This is a genomic window from Vibrio sp. D54 (assembly GCF_021728075.1).
In the GTDB taxonomy this organism is placed as follows: Bacteria; Pseudomonadota; Gammaproteobacteria; order Enterobacterales; family Vibrionaceae; genus Vibrio; species Vibrio alginolyticus.
Genome location: NZ_JAKKCS010000004.1, coordinates 285,043 through 304,642 on the forward strand (window position 1 = coordinate 285,043; position 19,600 = coordinate 304,642).

General features: G+C 41.2%; 17 protein-coding genes. 14 read left to right on the plus strand and 3 right to left on the minus strand.

Annotated elements, in window-relative coordinates; all coding sequences use genetic code 11:
• The first annotated feature begins 53 nt into the window (after positions 1–53).
• The 3 genes from L3V37_RS07770 (at position 54) to L3V37_RS07780 (ending at position 2,015) form a co-directional block, all read left to right on the plus strand.
• On the plus strand, positions 54–314 hold the full coding sequence (locus L3V37_RS07770) for a hypothetical protein (RefSeq protein WP_005375908.1): 261 nt from the start codon (positions 54–56) through the stop codon (positions 312–314).
• 29 nt (positions 315–343) lie between these two features.
• Positions 344–1,573 (plus strand): PP2C family protein-serine/threonine phosphatase, encoded by a 1,230-nt coding sequence (locus tag L3V37_RS07775; protein ID WP_213897659.1) that lies wholly within the window; start codon positions 344–346, stop codon positions 1,571–1,573.
• Between the two features lie 64 nt (positions 1,574–1,637).
• On the plus strand, positions 1,638–2,015 hold the full coding sequence (locus L3V37_RS07780; protein ID WP_230856642.1) for an ATP-binding protein: 378 nt from the start codon (positions 1,638–1,640) through the stop codon (positions 2,013–2,015).
• Positions 2,016–2,085: 70 nt separating this feature from the next.
• On the opposite strand, the gene L3V37_RS07785 is transcribed toward L3V37_RS07780, so the two are convergent.
• From L3V37_RS07785 to L3V37_RS07795, 3 genes are all read right to left on the minus strand, one after another.
• Positions 2,086–2,277, minus strand: coding sequence for a hypothetical protein (locus tag L3V37_RS07785; protein WP_025767706.1), 192 nt, complete (start codon positions 2,275–2,277; stop codon positions 2,086–2,088).
• Positions 2,278–2,311: 34 nt separating this feature from the next.
• Complete coding sequence (locus L3V37_RS07790; protein WP_031781126.1) at positions 2,312–2,647, minus strand: Hpt domain-containing protein; 336 nt, start codon at positions 2,645–2,647, stop codon at positions 2,312–2,314.
• A gap of 446 nt (positions 2,648–3,093) precedes the next feature.
• Entirely contained in the window at positions 3,094–5,244 is a 2,151-nt protein-coding gene (locus L3V37_RS07795) for a serine/threonine-protein kinase (protein WP_237306122.1), read from the minus strand.
• A gap of 312 nt (positions 5,245–5,556) precedes the next feature.
• Between L3V37_RS07795 and tagH the strand changes: the two genes are divergently transcribed.
• Genes tagH through tssC (L3V37_RS07850) form a run of 11 tightly spaced genes read left to right on the plus strand, consistent with a single transcriptional unit; the run spans position 5,557 to position 19,595 of the window.
• Positions 5,557–6,750, plus strand: coding sequence for a type VI secretion system-associated FHA domain protein TagH (tagH, locus tag L3V37_RS07800; protein WP_237306123.1), 1,194 nt, complete (start codon positions 5,557–5,559; stop codon positions 6,748–6,750).
• An 11-nt stretch (positions 6,751–6,761) separates the two neighbouring features.
• Positions 6,762–7,217, plus strand: a complete 456-nt coding sequence (gene tssJ, locus L3V37_RS07805) for a type VI secretion system lipoprotein TssJ (RefSeq protein ID WP_017820223.1) — start codon at positions 6,762–6,764, stop codon at positions 7,215–7,217.
• A gap of 21 nt (positions 7,218–7,238) precedes the next feature.
• Positions 7,239–8,564 carry a type VI secretion system baseplate subunit TssK gene (gene tssK, locus L3V37_RS07810; protein WP_080659252.1) on the plus strand — a complete coding sequence of 442 codons (1,326 nt, stop codon included), beginning with the start codon at positions 7,239–7,241 and terminating at the stop codon, positions 8,562–8,564.
• Between the two features lie 11 nt (positions 8,565–8,575).
• The gene (tssL, locus tag L3V37_RS07815; protein WP_167416000.1) at positions 8,576–9,868 is read left to right on the plus strand and encodes a type VI secretion system protein TssL, long form; all 1,293 of its coding nucleotides are present in this window, start codon (positions 8,576–8,578) and stop codon (positions 9,866–9,868) included.
• Positions 9,869–9,884: 16 nt separating this feature from the next.
• Complete coding sequence (tssM, locus tag L3V37_RS07820; protein ID WP_237306124.1) at positions 9,885–13,403, plus strand: type VI secretion system membrane subunit TssM; 3,519 nt, start codon at positions 9,885–9,887, stop codon at positions 13,401–13,403.
• The gene (tagF, locus tag L3V37_RS07825) at positions 13,385–14,080 is read left to right on the plus strand and encodes a type VI secretion system-associated protein TagF (RefSeq protein ID WP_005387528.1); all 696 of its coding nucleotides are present in this window, start codon (positions 13,385–13,387) and stop codon (positions 14,078–14,080) included. Before tssM ends, tagF begins: the two co-directional genes overlap by 19 nt.
• A 9-nt stretch (positions 14,081–14,089) precedes the next feature.
• The gene (locus L3V37_RS07830; protein ID WP_237306125.1) at positions 14,090–14,884 is read left to right on the plus strand and encodes a PP2C family serine/threonine-protein phosphatase; all 795 of its coding nucleotides are present in this window, start codon (positions 14,090–14,092) and stop codon (positions 14,882–14,884) included.
• Positions 14,877–15,992, plus strand: a complete 1,116-nt coding sequence (tssA, locus tag L3V37_RS07835) for a type VI secretion system protein TssA (protein WP_237306126.1) — start codon at positions 14,877–14,879, stop codon at positions 15,990–15,992. Before L3V37_RS07830 ends, tssA begins: the two co-directional genes overlap by 8 nt.
• Positions 15,993–16,007: 15 nt before the next feature.
• Positions 16,008–16,538, plus strand: a complete 531-nt coding sequence (tssB, locus tag L3V37_RS07840; protein ID WP_005375949.1) for a type VI secretion system contractile sheath small subunit — start codon at positions 16,008–16,010, stop codon at positions 16,536–16,538.
• On the plus strand, positions 16,538–18,031 hold the full coding sequence (gene tssC / locus L3V37_RS07845) for a type VI secretion system contractile sheath large subunit (protein WP_005375950.1): 1,494 nt from the start codon (positions 16,538–16,540) through the stop codon (positions 18,029–18,031). The genes tssB and tssC (L3V37_RS07845) overlap by 1 nt, the downstream gene beginning before the upstream one ends.
• 52 nt (positions 18,032–18,083) lie before the next feature.
• A complete protein-coding gene (tssC, locus tag L3V37_RS07850; RefSeq protein WP_025767712.1) occupies positions 18,084–19,595 on the plus strand; it encodes a type VI secretion system contractile sheath large subunit in 1,512 nt (503 codons plus the stop codon).
• The last annotated feature ends 5 nt before the right edge of the window (positions 19,596–19,600 follow it).

A 19,600-nucleotide genomic window follows, 5' to 3' on the forward strand; every position in this document is an offset into this window, starting at 1 on the left:
CCGTAGACGCTCTCTTTCATCATGGAAAGTCTAATAATAGACAAGGAGAGGTCATGAATATTCAAGTGAAAACTATCAATAATATTCTAATAGCCCTGTTAATGGTTTCGGTTTTTGGTCTATTCGCACTGTACCTCAATTACACACAGCAGAATGAACAGATTGAAAGGCTGCAAAGTCAGTTAATCGAAAAAGAGCATCAGATACTAATTTCTAATGAAGCGTTGTCTTACACTCGATATCAACACCAATTATTAGCCGAAGACTACAGCCGTTTTAGAAATGAGCAGTCAGTGACTAGTGTTTTGCGTTAGCCAGTAAAGCAACCGTATTAAGGAGGAAGATGAAACCCATTCTTTTGGTCGATGATAGTAAAACAGTCCTGCTTTACATCAGCAGTGCATTGGAAAAGCAAGGCTATGAAGTGCTTGCTGTTGAAGACGGACGAGCGGCGCTCGAAGTGCTAACCCACCGCCCTGATATTCAGTTTGTGCTGAGTGATTTAATGATGCCTGGAATTAATGGTATTGAATTGTGTCGCCAATTAAAATCTAAAGTTAGCGAACGTTACATTTTTTTTGTTCTACTGTCTTCTAGAAATGACCAAAGTTCGATCGTGAAAGGCATTGATGCTGGCGCAGATGATTTCGTAGATAAGAAGACGTCTGTAGAGGAACTTCAGGCCAGAATCCGTGCGGGGTTTCGTACTTTAGAACTGCACAACAAACTCGTTGAGAGAAATAAAGAGCTAGATGCGGCCTATCAAACAATCCACCAAGACCTACAGTCTGCGAGTCATCTGATGGAGCAACTACTCCCTGCTGAATCAACTATTCAGAATGTAAATTTTAGCTATGTCTACAAACCATGCTCCCAGATTGGTGGTGATATGTTGGGGTATTTGGAGCTCGATGAACACCATGTTGCGTTTTATGTATGTGATGTTTCTGGTCATGGTATTTCTTCAGCTTTGATGGCTTTTTCTATTCAACAGACACTATCTCAAAGTCAGGGGCCTGATTCGATCACGATGGAGTTGAGAGATGACGGCTATTGCGTAAGTGAGCCAGCATCTGTGATTGAACGGCTAAATCGGCGTTATCAGCAAACTAGAAACAGTCAACTTTACTTTACTATGGCTTACGCCATTCTTAACACAAAATCAGGGCGACTTAGCTATTGCACGGCTGGCCACCCCAGGATCTTAGTTTGGCGAGCGAGTACGAAAACGATGGAACAGATAGGTGACGATAACTTTATCGTTGGTGCAATGCAGCCGATGGAATATAGCGGTAACCAAATTAGTCTAGATGAGGGCGATGCATTGTGGCTTTATTCGGATGGTTTGATTGAAGCGAGGCAGGGTGAGGAGATGTTTTCACTACAACGATTGGCATCGAGTATAAAAGCTGTTTGCACGCTGCCAGTTGAAGATCAAGTGGGAGACGTCTTTAAAAAAGTACAATCTTGGCACAACGAAGATGAGTTTGATGATGATGCCAGCCTTTTACAGGTAAAATGGCATGGTGAGAGGCTCGATTTTAAGGAAAAGAATGTCAAAGAGCGAATTTAAACGAACTTACGGGAGCTCCCTTACTCACTCACGAAGTGCGAGCAAAGACGTTGTTCGGTTTTTGATGGGTCATCAAATCCCCTTAAATGCAATTCAATCATTGGAGCTTTGTGTCGTTGAGCTCATGAATAACGCTTATATTCATTCTTACAGTGAAATAGAAGGCCTGCCAATTGAAGTGGAGTGTAGGGTTGGGGATGACCAAGTGTCCGGTTTCGTGGAACTGAGAGTCTCTGATTGCGGAGCGCCGATCAATGAAAAGACGTTCATCCAACATAAAAATAAACAGATTGAGGCACCTAACTTAATGGATGACGATAGTTGGTCCTCCTCAGGTCGCGGACTGATGTTAGTCGCTCAATTATCTGACCTGTTTACATTGGAAAAAGGTTTCGAAAACAATACGTTTGTTGTAGTGAAAAGGAATAGGGAGAGAAACTAACAACCAAGCAAAGTCGATTTGCTTCACTTGGTCCCTAGCGTTAATCTGACGGTTGCGTTGTATATCATTGTTATTTTGTATTCGTTGTTGGTGCCGGTGATAGTAACGCCTCCAACTCTTCTGGTGTTAGAATATCACTGATGTTTAACATATTACTTTCATCATCTAGCGCCATCTTTGTACGGCTAAGTAAGTACCTTTTTTGAGTTGGTGTTAAGTCTTTGAGAGACTCAATCAACTCCCTGAAATTGCTATTATTCATTGCCATATTTCCCCCAGTTAAGCCTTGAATTTCTTTATTGCATATTCTTCAAGTAAGTGAAGATTTGTTGATTAATTGCAGCTAGCTCTTTAGTAACTATAGCTATATCTGAGCTATCTGGCGCTGTATCGTTTCTGGTTTTTTCTTCTATTCTTTGAAACGCAATGACCGCGGTGTCTTCTCCGAAACTCTCTAGAATGCCCTTTAAACTATGAGCTAATAGATAGAGTTCTGACCAACATTTGCTTGCATATAGCTCATCTATACGCTCTATATCATTCGTGTGATCTTCAAGGTATGTAGAAAAAACAGTGACGATCAGATCTACGTCGTTATCCATGTATGTATTGAGAACATCAAAATTAATCATGTATACCCCTATTAAACGTTGAGGTAGAGGAATGTTTCGGATAATGAAGGCTTAGCCGAAGGTATGAATGGCATAACCAGTATTTGAGCAGAAATAGTTTGCTTGTCGCTTGAGATAAACTTACAAAAAGAAAGTCATTGTTAAAGATATTTTGACTTATATCCAAACGGCAATGGTCGAAATGTAGGGATGAAAAAACTTCAACTCGCGTGTTTTTAACACAAGTAGCAAAGGGGACGTTTCCAAGTAAAACGCCGAGTCGGTAAGTGTCTTGCAGTCCTAGTTTAAGGCTATCGTTACATACGGACGCCAGACGTTCGCCAACTTTGACTATTCCTTCAGTCAAGGCTAACTCTCCTCATTAAGTACAAGTATAAATTAGCAATCTAGTTGCATATTGGCAAGTAATCTGCGGCAAAAAAGGGACTCGCGTCCCTTTTGTATTACTAGCTTTGCTTAGAGTCCTGTTCTATTTGCTTCATAAGCTCGTTGGCTTTCTGCATAGCGCGTCTTGCGCTTGAAGTCCTTCGCTTATTAAGTAATATATCGGAGAAGCGTAAGTATTTATCAGCAGTTTTGAATCTTAAATCGTTAACATCCTGAAAACCAATAGGAAAGTTTTTCGAGAACAGATCCACATCCTTCACCAAGTTATCGAGATGAGTTGTCGTCCTTGCCTTTTCTAGGCGAGAATAAAAGTTTTCAAACTCTTCTTGGAACAGGATTCTAGCGGCATCTTCTGGAAACGGTAGAGGGCTGTTGGAATCTAGCGCTGTCTCATATAATTTCATTTCAAGCACTGCATCTTTCATCGCATTACTTATCTGTAAGTTCTCTTGATGATCTTCTACGTTTGAAAAGAAGGTGTTCCCAACCTTAATAAGAGCAACAAGTGCAGCTGCGTCTTTCTTTTTGAGTGCTTCAGTGAGGTGCTGACCGAAAACATCGCTAGATAACGAACTTGGCGTGAAAGGATAACCTTGATGAATCTGATTTAACTCATCCTTGAGCTCATAGATGGATTTACTGCCGTCTTCTTTACTGTACCGAGACTTTTCAAGTTGACTGTTGATTTGCCTTGCTATCGAAAGTAACGTGGAGTGCTTGCTTGACTGAATATCTAAGGCAAGAACTTCTATTTTATGTGAGTCAGGGTAGTAGGTTTTTGCTTTATCAAGTATGGACTCAATTTCATCATAATTCGGGTAGTTGTTGGCATCAGAATTCAAAACCTGATCAATTTCAGATTCAAACTCGCTGAGAATATAGGTCTTGTGTAAGCGTAATAAGCCAGCCTTAACGACTGGATGTAAGCTTTTTTCACTATCAATCAGTGCCAAACTTTTTTCTGCTGGCGTATCAAGCTGCCACTCTTGTCCGGCAATTTGATCATTTTGCTTGCTAATAACGGTTTCCAAAGTGGCGATGGTTTCTTGTTGCTGCTGATAGCCAAATACAATGCCGCTAACTAATAATATACTCGCTGCCGCGCCGCTAGCGATAGGCCAATAGCGCATATTCAATTTGCGTTTCAACTGCTCAGGGGTCAGCTCGTTCGGAATGATGCCAGTTGAAAATACGCTTGAAAATATTGGCCACTTAGATGCAGGCATGTTAGTTGGTTTAGAGACCTTGATCTTCTTTTTGAGAGCTTCATTAACTGGAGTTCTTGCGTAAGGGTGTTTGCAACTCAATAACTCGTAAGCAATACAAAATAGAGCAAACATATCGTCGCTTAAGTTCGGTTCCTTACCGGATAACAGGTTGAGTGATGCATAGTTGGGAGTATAACCAAGCGTTTCAACATTTTCGGATTTACGTTTAGCCGCATATTGATCCTGCTTTAATTGATGAGTTTTAGATACACCAAAATCAAGCAGCTTAACGTTACCCTCAGACGTTAAAATCACATTAGCGGGCTTTAAGTCGGCGTGCACTACACCAAGAGAGTGAGCATATGAGAGTGCATCGAGTACCTGATTTAGGATTGATAAAGTTGCATTAAACTTCAGCCCATGGGGCCTAGAACGCTGTATTAAACTCTCTAATGTTTCTCCGTTAATATACTCCATAACTAAAAAGTATATTTCGCCATCAACACCAAAATCAAAAACCCTAATGATATTAGGGTGGCTTAACCTTTGAGTTTGTTGAGCTTCACGTATTAACATGCGTGCAGTCTCTGGTTGAGAAGCAAACTCTTTCTGTAATATTTTTAACGCAACGTAGGGTGTTTCTGAACCTGAAGATTCAAGAATCTTATCTTTAGCTAAGTAAACATCGCAAAGCCCACCATGCCCAATAACCGACTCAATTTCATACCGATTTTTAACGGTCGTTCCTATTAAGCTTTCGTTAATAACATCTTTGTTATTATTTAATGAGTCATATTTATTGTTTTTTTTCTTATTAACTAACGGAGTGTTTTCTTTTTGAGACAGTTTTGTATTTGTTTCATTTTTATTTTTAACGGAGGTTTCATTATTAGTGAGTTTGGTTGATTTAATTGCATTGTCTCGTTTTTGAGTCTTTACAATTTTAGTTTTATCTCCGCTTTCTTTGTTATTTATAGAATTGTTTTTATTACTGTCTTCCATCACAAGAACTCCGTATAAATGATGGGGGAATATATACCTTTCTGCTCAATGAAAAGTCATTATGTTAGAATTTCTCGGCCAAACTAACATTCGTTTTTTTATTGATGAAAGTCTAAGTGTCAAAAATTTGAACTTGGTTGGATAATTAAAATTGTTGAACAATACGTGATTGCTTTGATAAAAAAATGATTCATTATTCCGTGCATGATTTTCAATGGCAGTATTAAGGTTTTTATTAATCTTACTGTTAATAAGAAAGCAATTAATAATAAAATTAAAAATAATATCTAGCAGGTCTTTGGCGAGGTTTACATGAAGTTGGTTTTAACCATAACAAGTTTTCACAAATTTACTCCAGAGATTGAGAGTGAGTTCGTGTTTGAATCAAGTGATGAACATGCCAAGGTTACATTTGGTCGGTCTGAACAATGTGATTGGACACTACCAGATCCTGAAAGAGTGGTATCCGGAACCCACGGAGAACTGATTAAGTTTGGTGACAAATACTTGATAAAAGACCTCTCAACTAATGGTACTTTTGTAAATAATGCTGTAACTCCTGTGGGTCAAGGAAATGAAATAGCACTAAGCAATGACGATATGGTTAGCTTAGGGGATTATCAAATTTCAGTTTCTATTCAAACAGATACAGATGTATTCAGTCTTGAGACAAGTAAAAGTCTTTCTAGCGCCCCCCCTGAAGTAGTCTCAAGTCCATCGGAAGAGGAATTTGTTGACCTAGGCCTTAGTGCTAGTGAACTCTTAAACGAAAGTGTTCCTTCTGACTTTCAGCTAGATATTGGTTTAGTCGATGATTTTATTGATATCCCAAAGCCCGAAAAACAGAGCACCGTATCTGAAACTTTACCGAAAGTTAACCGACAATCAGAACACCTATCGACTCCCAACTTTGATACCAATGGGGGTGAACTTGCGGCTTTTGTTAGAGGGGTGGGTATAGATCCAATGATGATTCCCAACGATAACCGAGAGGAATGGTTCGAACAACTGGGGGAGTCATTTTCTTTGATGCTAGTTGGTTTAATGGAAACACTGCATAACAGAGCAGTGTTTAAACAAACAAATCGACTTAGTCATACCGCATTTCGTAAGTCAGAAAATAACCCTTTAAAGTTTTCTGCAAACTTAGAAGATGCGATTCATAACTTATATAACCGTCAAACCGCTAGCTTCTTAAAGCCAAATGCAGCCATTAAAGAAGCATTTAATGACATCGAAAGTCATGAGCAAGCCTTAATGAAAGGTGTTGAAGGTACGGTTTCGAGTGTTATGTCACTTGTTGAACCTACTTCTATATACTCAGATGCTTTAGCGAAAGACACGGTTATCAATAAGGTTATTCCAGCTAGAAAATATGCTCAAAGTTGGAAGAGGTTTGAGGATATTCATGAAAAGTTATCCGATGATATTATCAATAAAGAGTCTCCGTTCTATTTAGAAGACTTCGCTAAGCACTATGAATTAGCATTAAAAAACAAAGGCTAGGAATTAGGGTGATGAAAAAGTTTTACCAATATATTTTGTTATTAATTTCAATGGCTTTATTTGGGTGCTCAGCAGCGAACCTAGTTGTTGATCCATACTCAGATTTAGAAATAGCAGCAAGTCATAACATTAATCCTGATTCAAACGGCAGGCCTTCTCCTGTAGTGGTGTATGTATTTGAATTAACGTCAAATACCATTTTCGAAAGCCAGGACTTTTTTTCTATTTATGAAGAAAGTGAAAAAGTCTTAGGACCTGATTTAGTGAATAAATATGAAGTTTCATTAACTCCAGGTCAGAAAGAAACATATCAAGCAAGTATGTCTCCAAAGACAGAATATTTAGGCATTGTCGTCGCGTTTCGAGATATTGAAAACTCAAATTGGCGACAAGTCATTAAAGTGGATAAGACCGGTTACAACACATATCAAGTATTGTTAGAAGATCTGTCTTTGGTCGTTAAATAACGTTTAGTTGGCTAATTATAAATGACGCAATACTCCAAGACGGCTTGGTGCGAAGGAATGTTTTTACGTCCCCAGCACTTCCAACAACAAGAACGCGCAACCTCTCAAGAATTCAAAGGCTTACATCAGTTAGGTGGGGTTTACAATTGGGGAGTTTGCAAATGTCGAGTAAAAAAACACGCGCTAAAAGATGGTCTTATTGAACTTGAGCATCTTGAAGCTGTTTTGCCGGATATGACGTTGGTTAATACGTTAATATCCAACGATTCAGTTTCGCCTCTACTTATTGATAAAAACACTGAAAATACGTTAGTAAAAATAACTCTCCCTCTTTCAAGTGTTACAGGTAAAAACGTTTCGGATGTAAGCGAATCGATCGTCTCTCGTTATGTACTTCAAGATATCGACGTGATAGATAACCTTACAGGACAAGATGAAGAAACCATCCAAGTTGCAGCCCTCAACCTTGAGTTGAAAGCGAGTAATGACAAATTAGCGGGTTATGTGGAGTTACCTATCTTAAGGATCAAAGAGGTAACTCCTGAAGGGGAAGTTATACTAGACGATGAGTACGTTCCTCCGCTTATCAATCTCCTGAGCGATAAAGTTATGTCAGCTTATCTACGTAACGTTATCGCGATGACAAAGATGCGTGCTGACGTTATTGCGCAGCGCTTGATTAAGGGCAAATCTGCATCGGCATCTGCTGTTGATTTCATCATGCTCCAAATGTTGAACCGATATGAGGCGAAGTTAAAGCATTTCAGTGAGTTAGATAGGTTACATCCACTGGAATTAGCGACGACACTTAAAGGTTACATTGGTGAGTTAGCCACTTTTTCTAATAAAACTAAAAGAGTCCCAAGTTTGCTTGCGTATGATCACTTAGATGTATCAAGTGTTTATAGCGAGTTGAATCAGATACTCAGTCAGTACCTCAGTGTTGTTCTTGACCAAACTGCGACCAAACTTCCGTTGGAGCCTCGCCAATACGGTATTCAAGTGACGCCGCTTCCAGATAAACGCTTGCTTGAGTCATGCCAATTTGTGCTAGCAATTAAAGCAGATACCACAACAGATGAAATAAGACGCCTGGTCCCAGCGCAACTCAAGTTTGGCCCGGCAGAACAGATTCGCGATCTAATTAATAATCAGATCAACGGTATAAACGTAGTGCCGTTGAGTGTCGTCCCGAGACAGATTCCTTACCAAACGGGCTATGTCTATTTCGAAGTTGTCAAGAAAGGGCCATTTTGGATGAGGCTAAAAGATAGTGGCGGTATTGCGCTTCACCTATCAGGGCATTTTCCTAATGCTGAACTTGAGCTTTGGAGTATTAATCAATAGGCGCGCTCTGTATGGAACAAACGATAGTAAAACCAACACCGGGTGGAAGAGCACCCGCATCGAAACCACAATCAGAAAAGTCTGTGGATAATACCGTAGTTATCTCAAAAAGCCCTGAATTGGTGAACAATGATTCAGTGGTCGCTTATGGGAGTAACTCTCTACTAGCAGAGGCGAATGGCCTGTTATCTATTATCGGTCAAATTCGGTCGACAGCGACTCATTCCGATCCGTTGTTTCTAAAAGAGACATTGGCACAAAAGCTTAGAGATTATGAGAACCGATTACGTCAGCATGACGTTGATTTGGATACCATTGATACAGCTCGTTATTGTTTATGCTGTTCACTAGATGAAGTTGTCCTTAACACCAATTGGGGTGGGCATTCATTCTGGAGTCACGATTCATTACTTAGCTCCTTCTATGCTAGCAGTCAAGGTGGGGAAGCGTTTTTTAAGCATCTTGATAAGTGCATGGCGAAACCAGATGCGAACTTAGATTTGCTTGAACTAATGTATGTGTGCTTATCTCTCGGGTTTCTGGGTCAATACCGTTTAGAAAAAAATGGACTGGAATCGCACCGGAAATTGAGAAGACAGGTTATTGCTACTCTTAAGTCTTATGGGAGAGGAGTCCCTCAGGAGCTAAGTAATAGTATCGACCAACACATTTTGAATGGCTCAAAGGCTTCTGATAGAGCCCCTCTTTGGGTTGTATGTTCTGTAACGGCGGCATTATTGGTCTGCATATATATGTATTTTAGCTATGAGCTAAATAAGGCATCCAATCGCACCTTTTCTCAATTAGTCAATTTGATTCAACCGCAACAACTTAACCAAGATGCAACGTCAGAATCAAAATCAGCGCCAATTGCAGAAAAGATTTCAATGTATCTAGCAACTGAGATCGGTAAGGGGCTAATCAATGTTGAGCCGCTGCAAGACAGGGTAAGAATTTCGTTAAAGTCTCAAGATCTATTTGAATCAGGTAGTGCTGATGTTGTCGCTTACATCCAACCCGTTATTTCTAAGCTTGCGAGAACATTGGAGTCGACCCAAGGCAAGATCATTGTTACTGGTCACACCGACGATAGGCCTATTTTCACGAGTAAATATCCCTCGAACTGGCACCTATCATTAGCTCGAGCCACTGCTATGTCTGAACAACTGATCTCGAATAGTGCATTAGAAGGGCGAGTGATACCCGAGGGATTGGGGGATGCAAGACCATTAGTTGAAAACAGTAGTGATGAAAACCGAGCTATTAACCGCCGGATTGAAATCGACCTTCTTGTCGCGAATTAATAATAGGTAGATAGAGATGCGTATTAAAGAAATTGGCAGAATATTTACTCAAAGATGGTTTCTCGGTCTTATCGGTGTCGTTGCTTGTTCTATTTTCATTTGGGTTGTTGGTCCACTTATTGCGATAGCGGGATATGAGCCCCTAAAGAGTGACTTTCAACGGCTAGTCACTATTCTAGTGTTGGTGTTGCTTTGGGCGATATTTAACGTTACCAAGCAGCATAAGCAAAAGGTGAAAGAAGACGAAAGTATTCAAACGTTGCTTGAGGTTGATAGCCAATCAGATAAAGAAGCAGCAAGTGAAATTGACTTAATGCGCGAGCGTATTGAGCAAGCTGTCAAAGTAGTGACGAAAACACACAAAGGCAAGAGAAGCTTGTATGACTTACCGTGGTATGTGTTGATTGGCCCTCCTGGAACGGGGAAAACAACCGTATTAAAGCAGTCGGGGTTAGAGTTTCCATTAGGAGACAGCCTTGGCTCTGACTCTATTGCCGGTGTAGGTGGCACTCGCCACTGTGATTGGTGGTTTGCAAATAAAGCAGTTCTTATAGATACGGCAGGCCGGTATACGACACAAGACAGTCAAGAAAAGGTCGACTCTAAAGCGTGGCATGGTTTCTTAGGATTGTTGAAAAAGTATAGAACGCAAAGACCAATTAATGGTGCGATTGTTACGATAAGTTTAGCCAGCGTGATGTCTCAGACTCGAACCGAGCGAAGTCTTCATGCTCGAGCAATTAAGTCGAGACTTCAAGAACTGAAAAACCAGTTAGGCATGCAGTTTCCGATTTACGTATTGCTCACCAAAATGGATTTAGTTGCCGGTTTCAATGAGTTCTTTGCCGATTTAAGTAAGGAAGAGCGAGAGGAATTATTTGGTTTCATGTTCCCTCGTGAAGTGGATGATGAAAGAGGCGTTATTTCTCTATTCAACAAAGAATTTCATGGCATGTTGGAGCGTCTTGATGCCCGTATGCTTAGAATACTTGAAACTGAGGACGATTTAGATAAACGCGCACTTATCTTTGAATTTCCAAAGCAATTAAGAGTGCTACAAGCTAATCTTGACGAGTTTTTAGCTGAAATTTTTGCACAAAACAGTTTTGAAGAGCCTGCCTTGATTCGTGGTGTGTTTATGTTGAGTTCGGTTCAAGAAGGCTTACCAGTCGATAAGCTGATGAATGAATCAACCAATGGACTTGGGTTAAATCGATTAGCTCTAGCAAAGAGTCAAACTGGTTCTCATAGTTATTTCGTAAAGAATCTTTTTGACAAGGTTATTTTCAAAGAGCAACTGTTAGGAACAGTTAATCGTCACTATCAAAAGCAGTCAGGTTGGATGCGTCGAGGTGTTTACATTGGATGTACAACGCTACTGCTCGGAGCTTCTTCGCTTTGGTTTATGAGTTATAAGTGGAACTCACGGTTAATTGTCGACACCAATGAACAAGCTAGCCATATTGATGCAATGATTGGCGCTCAAAGTTTAGATTTTGAAGCGGATATTGTTTCAGCTGTAGAAACATTAGATAGGTTGATGACGCTTCCTCTCGGAAAGCAAAGCAACTACGGTGATGCCGACTCTGTAAAGAGGTTTGGTCTCTATCAAGGAGACAAAGTATCTCAGGCGGCAAGCAATGCATATTCTGATGCTTTGACCCAATATTACGCCCCTTTGCTTCTTGATAGCCTGGTGTCAGAAATGGAGAGCAATCAACAGCATCGTGAGTATTTGTACGAAACGTTAAAAACGTATTTGATGTTATTCAATCCAGACAAATATCAACAAGATGAAGTGTTGGCTTGGTTTAACTTTTATTTCGAACGTCAATATCCGGGTGAGCTAAACGCAGACTTAAGAAGACGCTTGCTACAGCACACTCAATATTTATTAGGCAACGATGGACAAGGCTTTACTTACAACACTGCTGCTGTGACGAGTGCTCGAGAAGTGTTGACTCAAATGTCTCTACCTGAACGTGCTTATCAGCGAATGAAAATACAATTTTCTAAGAGTCATGTACCTTCATTTCGCTTGACTGATGTATTGGGACCTAAAGGGCTTGAGCAGTTCGAGCGAGCTAGTGGAAAACCGCTATCACAAGGCATTTCGGGCTTCTACACGTACAATGGTTTTCATAGCATTTTTCAGATTCAGATCAACCGTACAGTAAAAAGCCTAATGGAAGAGAACTGGGTTTATGGTGACGATCTTAAGGCTCATGAAATTGATCAAGATAGTGCCATCCAAGGCGTTCAGTCACGATACTATCAAGATTATGTTAATGAATGGAAAACGTTGATCGAAGATATTCAATTGAAGCAGGCTCCGAGCCTAGAACTTGCGACAGAGCAAGCGAGGGTTTTATCTGGAGTTGAAAGACCAATCGAATCTTTGTTGAGAGCAATCCAAAAAGAGGTTGCTCTATCAAAAGTATCATTGTCAGAAAATCAAAAAGCCGCTTCTGAAGTTGCTGGTAAAGTTGCCAAAGTTAAGTTTTCAAATACGGCAGATAGGCTAGACATGTATTTACCTGAAGAAAACGGTTTCAATGTTGCTCTGCCAGGTAAAGAAGTCGAATCGCATTTTTCAGAGATCTTACGCCTTGGTGAGCAAGACTTTGATGATATTCAACAAGCAATGGTTAACTTGCGTTCGTATTTAAGTGACTTATCAAGCTCTGGTAACAATCAGAAAATTGCCTACAAAAGTATTTTAGATGGAACCGTTACACAAGATGTCGCAGCTTCCTTTGCTCGTGCTAAAGAACTTTTGCCGAGACCATTTAATCAATGGCTAGGTGAGCTTTCTCAAGAGTCGGTTAAGTTTGCGGAGAGCGGTTCGAAGGATCATCTAAATCAACTTTGGGTAACACAGGTGGTCCGCCCTTATCAGCGGACTATTGCTGGCAGATATCCATTCGAGCCCAACGCGAGCAGAGAAGTTAGATTGAAAGACTTTAAGCGATTCTTTGGTTATGGAGGTACGCTTGACGCATTCTTCCAAGAATACCTCGAACCGTTTGTGGATACTTCGAAAAGTCGTTGGCGATTAGAAAAGGAAATTGGAGTTCGTCCAGAAACACTAATGGTCTTTCAAAGAGCGCAACGTATCAGGCAGTCTTTCTTTGAATCTGATAATTCCTTACGCGTAGAGTTTGGGATGAAGCCTGTTTATCTAGACCAGCACATTACTCGATTTGTCTTAGAGTTGGGTGGACAAGATTTGGTTTATAAGCATGGACCAGCAAGAGCTAAATCGTTGAGTTGGCCTGCCGGTCAAGATCAGACTCGAATTGTGTTCACACCACCTGAATCTAAACGCGAAATTGCGCATACCTATGAAGGTGAGTGGGGCATATTCAAGCTTTTGGATCAATCACTTAAAGCAAGGCCAGAATCGCGTAAAGACAATATAGTTATGATTGATTTAAAGGGAAATAAGGTGCAGCTAGAGCTTATTCCTTCTAGTGCCATTAATCCGTTTTGGTCAAATGAAATGGAGAGGTTCAGATGTCCACGAACCTTATAACATCAGGCTGGGGTTATATCGGTAAAATGCCTGCAAAAGGGGACTTTGTGAAAGATGGTTTATCACAAGATTTCTCGGAGCGTTGGCATGATTGGCAACAGGCGGTTATTGCAGTCAGCAGGGAACAACTGGGTGAAAGCTGGAATGAGCACTTTTTAACGGCTCCTGTGTGGCACTTTGCTTTGGATATTAGCTATTTAGAAGACTCAACCTACATTGGTAGCATGATTCCTAGTGTTGATGCATGCGGTAGATACTTTTTCTTTACTATAGCTCGTGCCGTAAAAGGTGAAGCTGCGCAATATTGGGGTGACAGAGCTTGGACAGAGGACAGTGCCGCTCTTGCTCTTTCAGTACTTGAGGACGACTTTGTCTTTGATGTTTGGCATAAGAGTACTCAAGAAAAAAATGACCTCGTTGCGAATGTAACAAGTGAAGTGAGGCCTCTAGAGTTTCTTTATCAAAGCCAAATATCTACAGTTTTTCATGATCACGGCAATACTGATCAAAATACGCTTTTGAATTACCTCATTAAAGAAAAATTGAGTAAACCATGTTTTTGGTGGACTGAAGGTTCAACGAAGGTTGAACCATGCATGTTCATTACGAGTGGATTTCCTTCAATTGGTCAGTTTTCAGCCATGCTTGATGGCGGCTGGAAAAAGTGGAATTGGTAGGATAGAAGAATGAATTGGAACTATTTTACCTTTGCTAAATCGCACGCAGGAAAAGTACGCCCTTATAACGAGGATGCTCTGTTGGATATGACAGAGCAGCATATTTGGGTGGTTGCCGATGGAATGGGTGGACACAGTGCTGGCGATATAGCAAGCCAGATGCTAGTGGATAGAGTCGCGCGCCACATGCAGGATGTCTCCAATACTAATATCGATGATATCCGAAGAGTGGTTCAAGAAGCGAACTTAGAAATTTACCAATACGCACAAAATCACTTAGACGGTAAAACGATGGGAACAACACTTGTTTTGTTGTTTATTCAGGATGGGTATTACCACTGTCTTTGGGTGGGGGATAGCCGAATTTACCAGCTTAGAAGTGGTAATTTTGTCCAAAAAACACGTGATCATAGTCAAGTCATGGACTTAGTGGATCAGGGCTTATTGGCATTTGAAGATGCCGAATCTCACCCTCTTGCAAATGTTATTACCAGAGCTGTTGGAGTCGACAAAAGTGTCACTATTGATCAAGTTTCAGGGCAGTTGGCTGACGGCGATCAGTTTTTACTCTGTAGCGATGGACTCTCTAAGGAACTTACGAGTGATGAAATTCATCGGACATTGTATGCAGACTCAGTCAACCAAGCTGGATTAGCGCTCATGCATTCGGCTTTGGTTCGGGGCGCAAGTGATAACGTAACTTGTGCTTTGATCAAAGTTCGCCAAGCGCAAACGGAGTGCGAAACAGTAACTAGAGAAGACGCGACAATACCTGTCTTTCTAAGAGGGAGAGCTTATGAGTAATGAAATGTTTGATTGGTATGAACAAGCGTTGGCTCCTATATCTCAAGAAAATCCTACAGGTGTTGATCCTAGAGAGGATGTATCACCACAGTCTGCTTACTATCGGTTGAAAGATCAGCGTATGGCCGCCCGCAACGCTGAACGTAATGCTCTTATAGAAGAAGAAAGTATCTATACCCACAGTAATTTATGGCGAGTATTTATTGAAGATGTCCCAGAAATACTCACGAATCAGTCTAAAGATTTGGAATTTGTTGCCTGGCTTATAGAAGCCCTAACTCGATTGTATGGTTTTCGTGGTATGGGCGTTGGCTACAAACTCGCAACCAGTTTAATTGAGAACTTTTGGGATGATCTGCACCCAATGCCTGATGAAGATGGTATTGAGACAAGAATATCGGCGATTATTGGCCTCAATGGTATCGATAGTGAAGGAACACTTATTTTTCCAATTGCTTGTATACCACTGACTGACTTAGGCGTGGAGCAAGCTTATGCCTATTGGGAATATCAGCAAGCTATAGAACTTGAGCGCTTAGACGAAGATAAGCGCCGAAATCGAGTCGAGCTTGGGGCTGTTGAGCTATCTGAAATTATAACTACGGTTAAGTCGACTTCTGATACGTTTTATCGAGAATTAATCATGGATTTGGAGTTCGCTACGGAATCATTTAATGAATTCAGTCAGCGATTAGATGAAGCGGTCGGTGATGTGACTCCTAGTTCTTATATATCGAAAAGACTTGAATCAATACACTCGGCATTAAAGCACCTTCTTGGAGATCGTTTTAATCAACCACAAGCAGTGTTTGAAGAGCTAGAGGATCTTGATGAATCTTCTTCTGAACAACCGTTAAGTTCACAAAGTTGTGATGCACTATTAGCGACAAACATGAAATCACGAGAGCAGGCAATTAGACAATTGCAGCAAGTAGCTGATTTCTTCCGAGAGAGTGAACCTCACTCACCAGTTTCTTACTCCATCGAACAGATCATTCGTTGGTGTGGGATGCCTCTGCCGCAGTTACTGGCGGAACTTATCTCCGACGGGGATGCAAAGAAAAGCTACTTCCGTTTGGTTGGCATAGCAGAACAAAATGAAAATTAATAAAGGGAGAATGGTATGACGAGTATCCACTCGAAACTATCACGAGTACGGAAGCCTCGTGTCCACATTACCTATGATGTTGAAACTGAAGGTACAACTCTTAAGAAAGAACTGCCTTTTGTTGTAGGTGTAATGGGTGATTTCGCTGGTCAAAACACAGAAGCGTTGAAGCCATTAAAAGACCGCCGTTTTATTCAGATCGATCGAGATAACTTTGACGATGTACTCAAAAAAATGAATCCATCGGTGAAGTTTAAAGTTGCGAATAAGCTTGCGAATGACGATTCACAGTTTGAGGTCGATTTAAACTTTAAATCAATGCAAGACTTTGAGCCTGCTGCGATCGTAAATCAAGTTGATCCACTACGCCAATTGATGGAAACGCGTAATAAACTGCGTGATTTGATGACAAAAGTTGACCGCTCAGAAGAGCTTGAAAATATCCTAGAGGATGTTTTGAACAATACAGACAATCTGGCAAGACTTGCAGGCGAGTTAGATCTTGGCAAGAAAGCGAAGTCAGACAGTACTGAAGGAGCGGAATAATGACGACTGAAGCTGAAAAACAGTTAGATCCAACTGTTAATGAACAGACAACTTCATTCTTAGATCAAGCTATTGGTGCGACTAAGCAGACCGAAGCTTCTCGTGCTGAGGAGCTGATTAAAACGCTCGCTGAAGAAGCAATGAAAGGGACAGTTACTTGGAACAAAAACCTAACAGTAACTTTTCGTGAAGCGATTAATTTGCTCGATAGGCAGATTTCTGATCAGTTGTCTGAAGTAATGCATCACCCAGAATTACAGAAACTCGAAGGTTCTTGGCGCGGCTTAAATTATCTAGTGATGAATTCAGAGACCAGCTCTACTCTGAAAGTTCGCATGATGAGCATGACCAAGAAAGAGCTACATAAAGACTTGAGCAAAGCTGTTGAGTTTGATCAAAGCCAGATCTTTAAAAAGGTTTACGAGTCTGAGTTTGGTAGTGCTGGTGGTGAACCGTATGGTGCATTGATTGGAGACTATGAGTTTACCAACCACCCAGAAGATATTGAGTCGTTACGCCTAATGTCAAATGTAGCGGCTTCTGGCTTCTCTCCATTCTTGTCCGCGGCTTCACCAGCACTATTCGGCTTTGATGAGTGGACTGAGCTGTCAAAACCACGCGACCTAGATAAGGTATTTGAATCACTAGAATACGCCCAATGGCGTTCGTTCCGCGAGAGTGCCGATTCGCGCTTCGTTAGTCTGACGATGCCAAAAGTCCTTGCTCGTTTGCCATACGGACAAGCTACCGCTCCAGTCGAAGAGTTTGGGTTTGAAGAGTTCGAAGTAGATCCTGTTTCAGGTATTGCTGTTAACGCTGAACATAACGACTACTGTTGGATGAACTCTTCGTATGTTCTTGGTGTTAAGTTAACCGACGCATTTTCAAAATATGGATTTTGTACTGCCATCCGTGGTGCAGAAGGCGGCGGTCGAGTGGATAACTTGCCAACGCATTTCTTCATGAGTGATGATGGCGACCCTGATATGAAGTGCCCAACAGAGATTGGTATTACCGACAGACGTGAGGCGGAGCTTGGTAAGCTTGGTTTCTTACCGCTTTGTCACTACAAAAACACCAACTATGCAGTGTTCTTTGGTGCGCAAACCTGTCAAAAACCAGCGAACCATGAATCCCCTGAAGCAACGGCCAATGCGGCCATTTCTGCCCGCCTACCTTATATGATGGCAACATCTCGTTTTGCGCATTATTTGAAAGTAATGGCTCGAGATAAAATTGGTAGCTTTATGGAAGCAGAAGACGTTGAGTCTTGGCTGAACCGCTGGATCCTAGGTTACGTCAATGCTTCTGAAGGCGGTGGTCAAGAGATCAGAGCGAAATACCCTCTAGCAGACGCTCGTGTTCAGGTTAAGGAAATTCCTGGCGCACCTGGTTCTTACAATGCCGTAGCATGGCTGAAACCTTGGTTGCAAATGGAAGAACTGACGACATCTTTGCGACTTGTGGCCAAGATCCCTCAGTCAGGTGGATAAGAAACGAATTGGCTGGTCGAAAGGCCAGCCATGACCAATCTTTATGTTCTAGATGGAATTAGCAGTGTCACTTAACTTTCGCGACCCTAGCAAGCTAAAACATGAGTTCAGTACCGGAGGCTACGCTGAACTTGATAGCCCGTGGTTGACTCGATTCAATGAATCTTCTGATCTTGTATCGTCAGCTCGAATTTGGCTAGAAGGTACACGTTCAAGAGATTTGGACAGCTTTCGTCATAGTGTGATGAACACAATTAACCGCATTGATGAGCTATTAGAATCTCAACTAAATGAAATATTACATCATCCTGAGTTTCAACAGCTCGAAAGGGGGTGGGTTGGAGTTAGGTATTTATGTGAACAGGTTGATTCTCGTTCATCGGATTCTGTAAAAGTTAAGGTTTTAACGGCGACATGGAATGAAATCAGTAAAGATGCTTTAAAAGCCATCGAGTTTGACCAATCAGCACTATTTAAGTTGCTCTATCAAAATGAATATGGGATGGCAGGGGGAGAACCCTTTGGTGTGGTGGTTGGAGATTATCAGCTTCGCTGTGATCCTAGTAAAAATTATTTTGATAGAGATCTGTCTGTGTTGAGTAAGATCTCTCAGTCTGCAGCTGCAGCATTCAGCCCATTTATCATGTCTGCATCGCCAGAGATGTTTGGTGTTGATAGTTTCGCTCAACTCTCTGCGATAAGAGATATAGCGGCCCAATTTGAACAGGAAGATTATGCAAAGTGGCGTAGTTTGAGAGACAACGATGACGCTAAATTTATTGGTTTGACTGCACCTAACGTCTTGTTCCGTCAGCCATACAAAAGTGATGGCTCGCGGAATGATAAATTCAATTTTCAAGAACACATCTACGACTCCAACCGAGATTTGCTATGGGGGAGTAGTGCGTACTGTTTTGCTGCCGTATCAATTAGAGCATTTCAGGAACATGGTTGGTTCACGCATATGCGAGGGATTAAACAAGGCGATTACAGTCAGGGTATTATCGTCGCTCCTACAAGGAGCAAGATGCGTGTTAATGGCAAGAATGATCGTGAAAGATGTCCGTTAAACTTGAAAATCTCTGAGAGAAAAGAACAAGAATTGTCTGAGTGCGGTTTTATTTCTATTTCTCCAATACCTGAGACCGATATGGTGGGGATGACCTCGAATGTATCTCTCTACAAGCCCAAACAATACGCAGAAAAGCATATTTCAACGAATGCAAAACTGACATCGATGTTGCAATACACATTGTGTGTATCGCGAGTCGCACATTATCTCAAGGTTATGGGGCGTGACAAAATTGGTGGGTATCAAGACGCAGAAAGCCTAGAGCGTGACTTTCAACGCTGGTTACATCAGTACACTACCGCATCAGATGAAGCGTCTGATGAGCTTCGAGCTAAATACCCCCTAAATGAAGCGAAAATTACAGTTCGAGAGAAAAGAGAAACTCCTGGACATTATTACTCAGTTATCCATTTGCGACCGCATTTTCAACTCGATCAAATGGTATCTAGCATTAAATTAATTACCGAATTATCACCAGAGCACATGGTGTAAGGAAA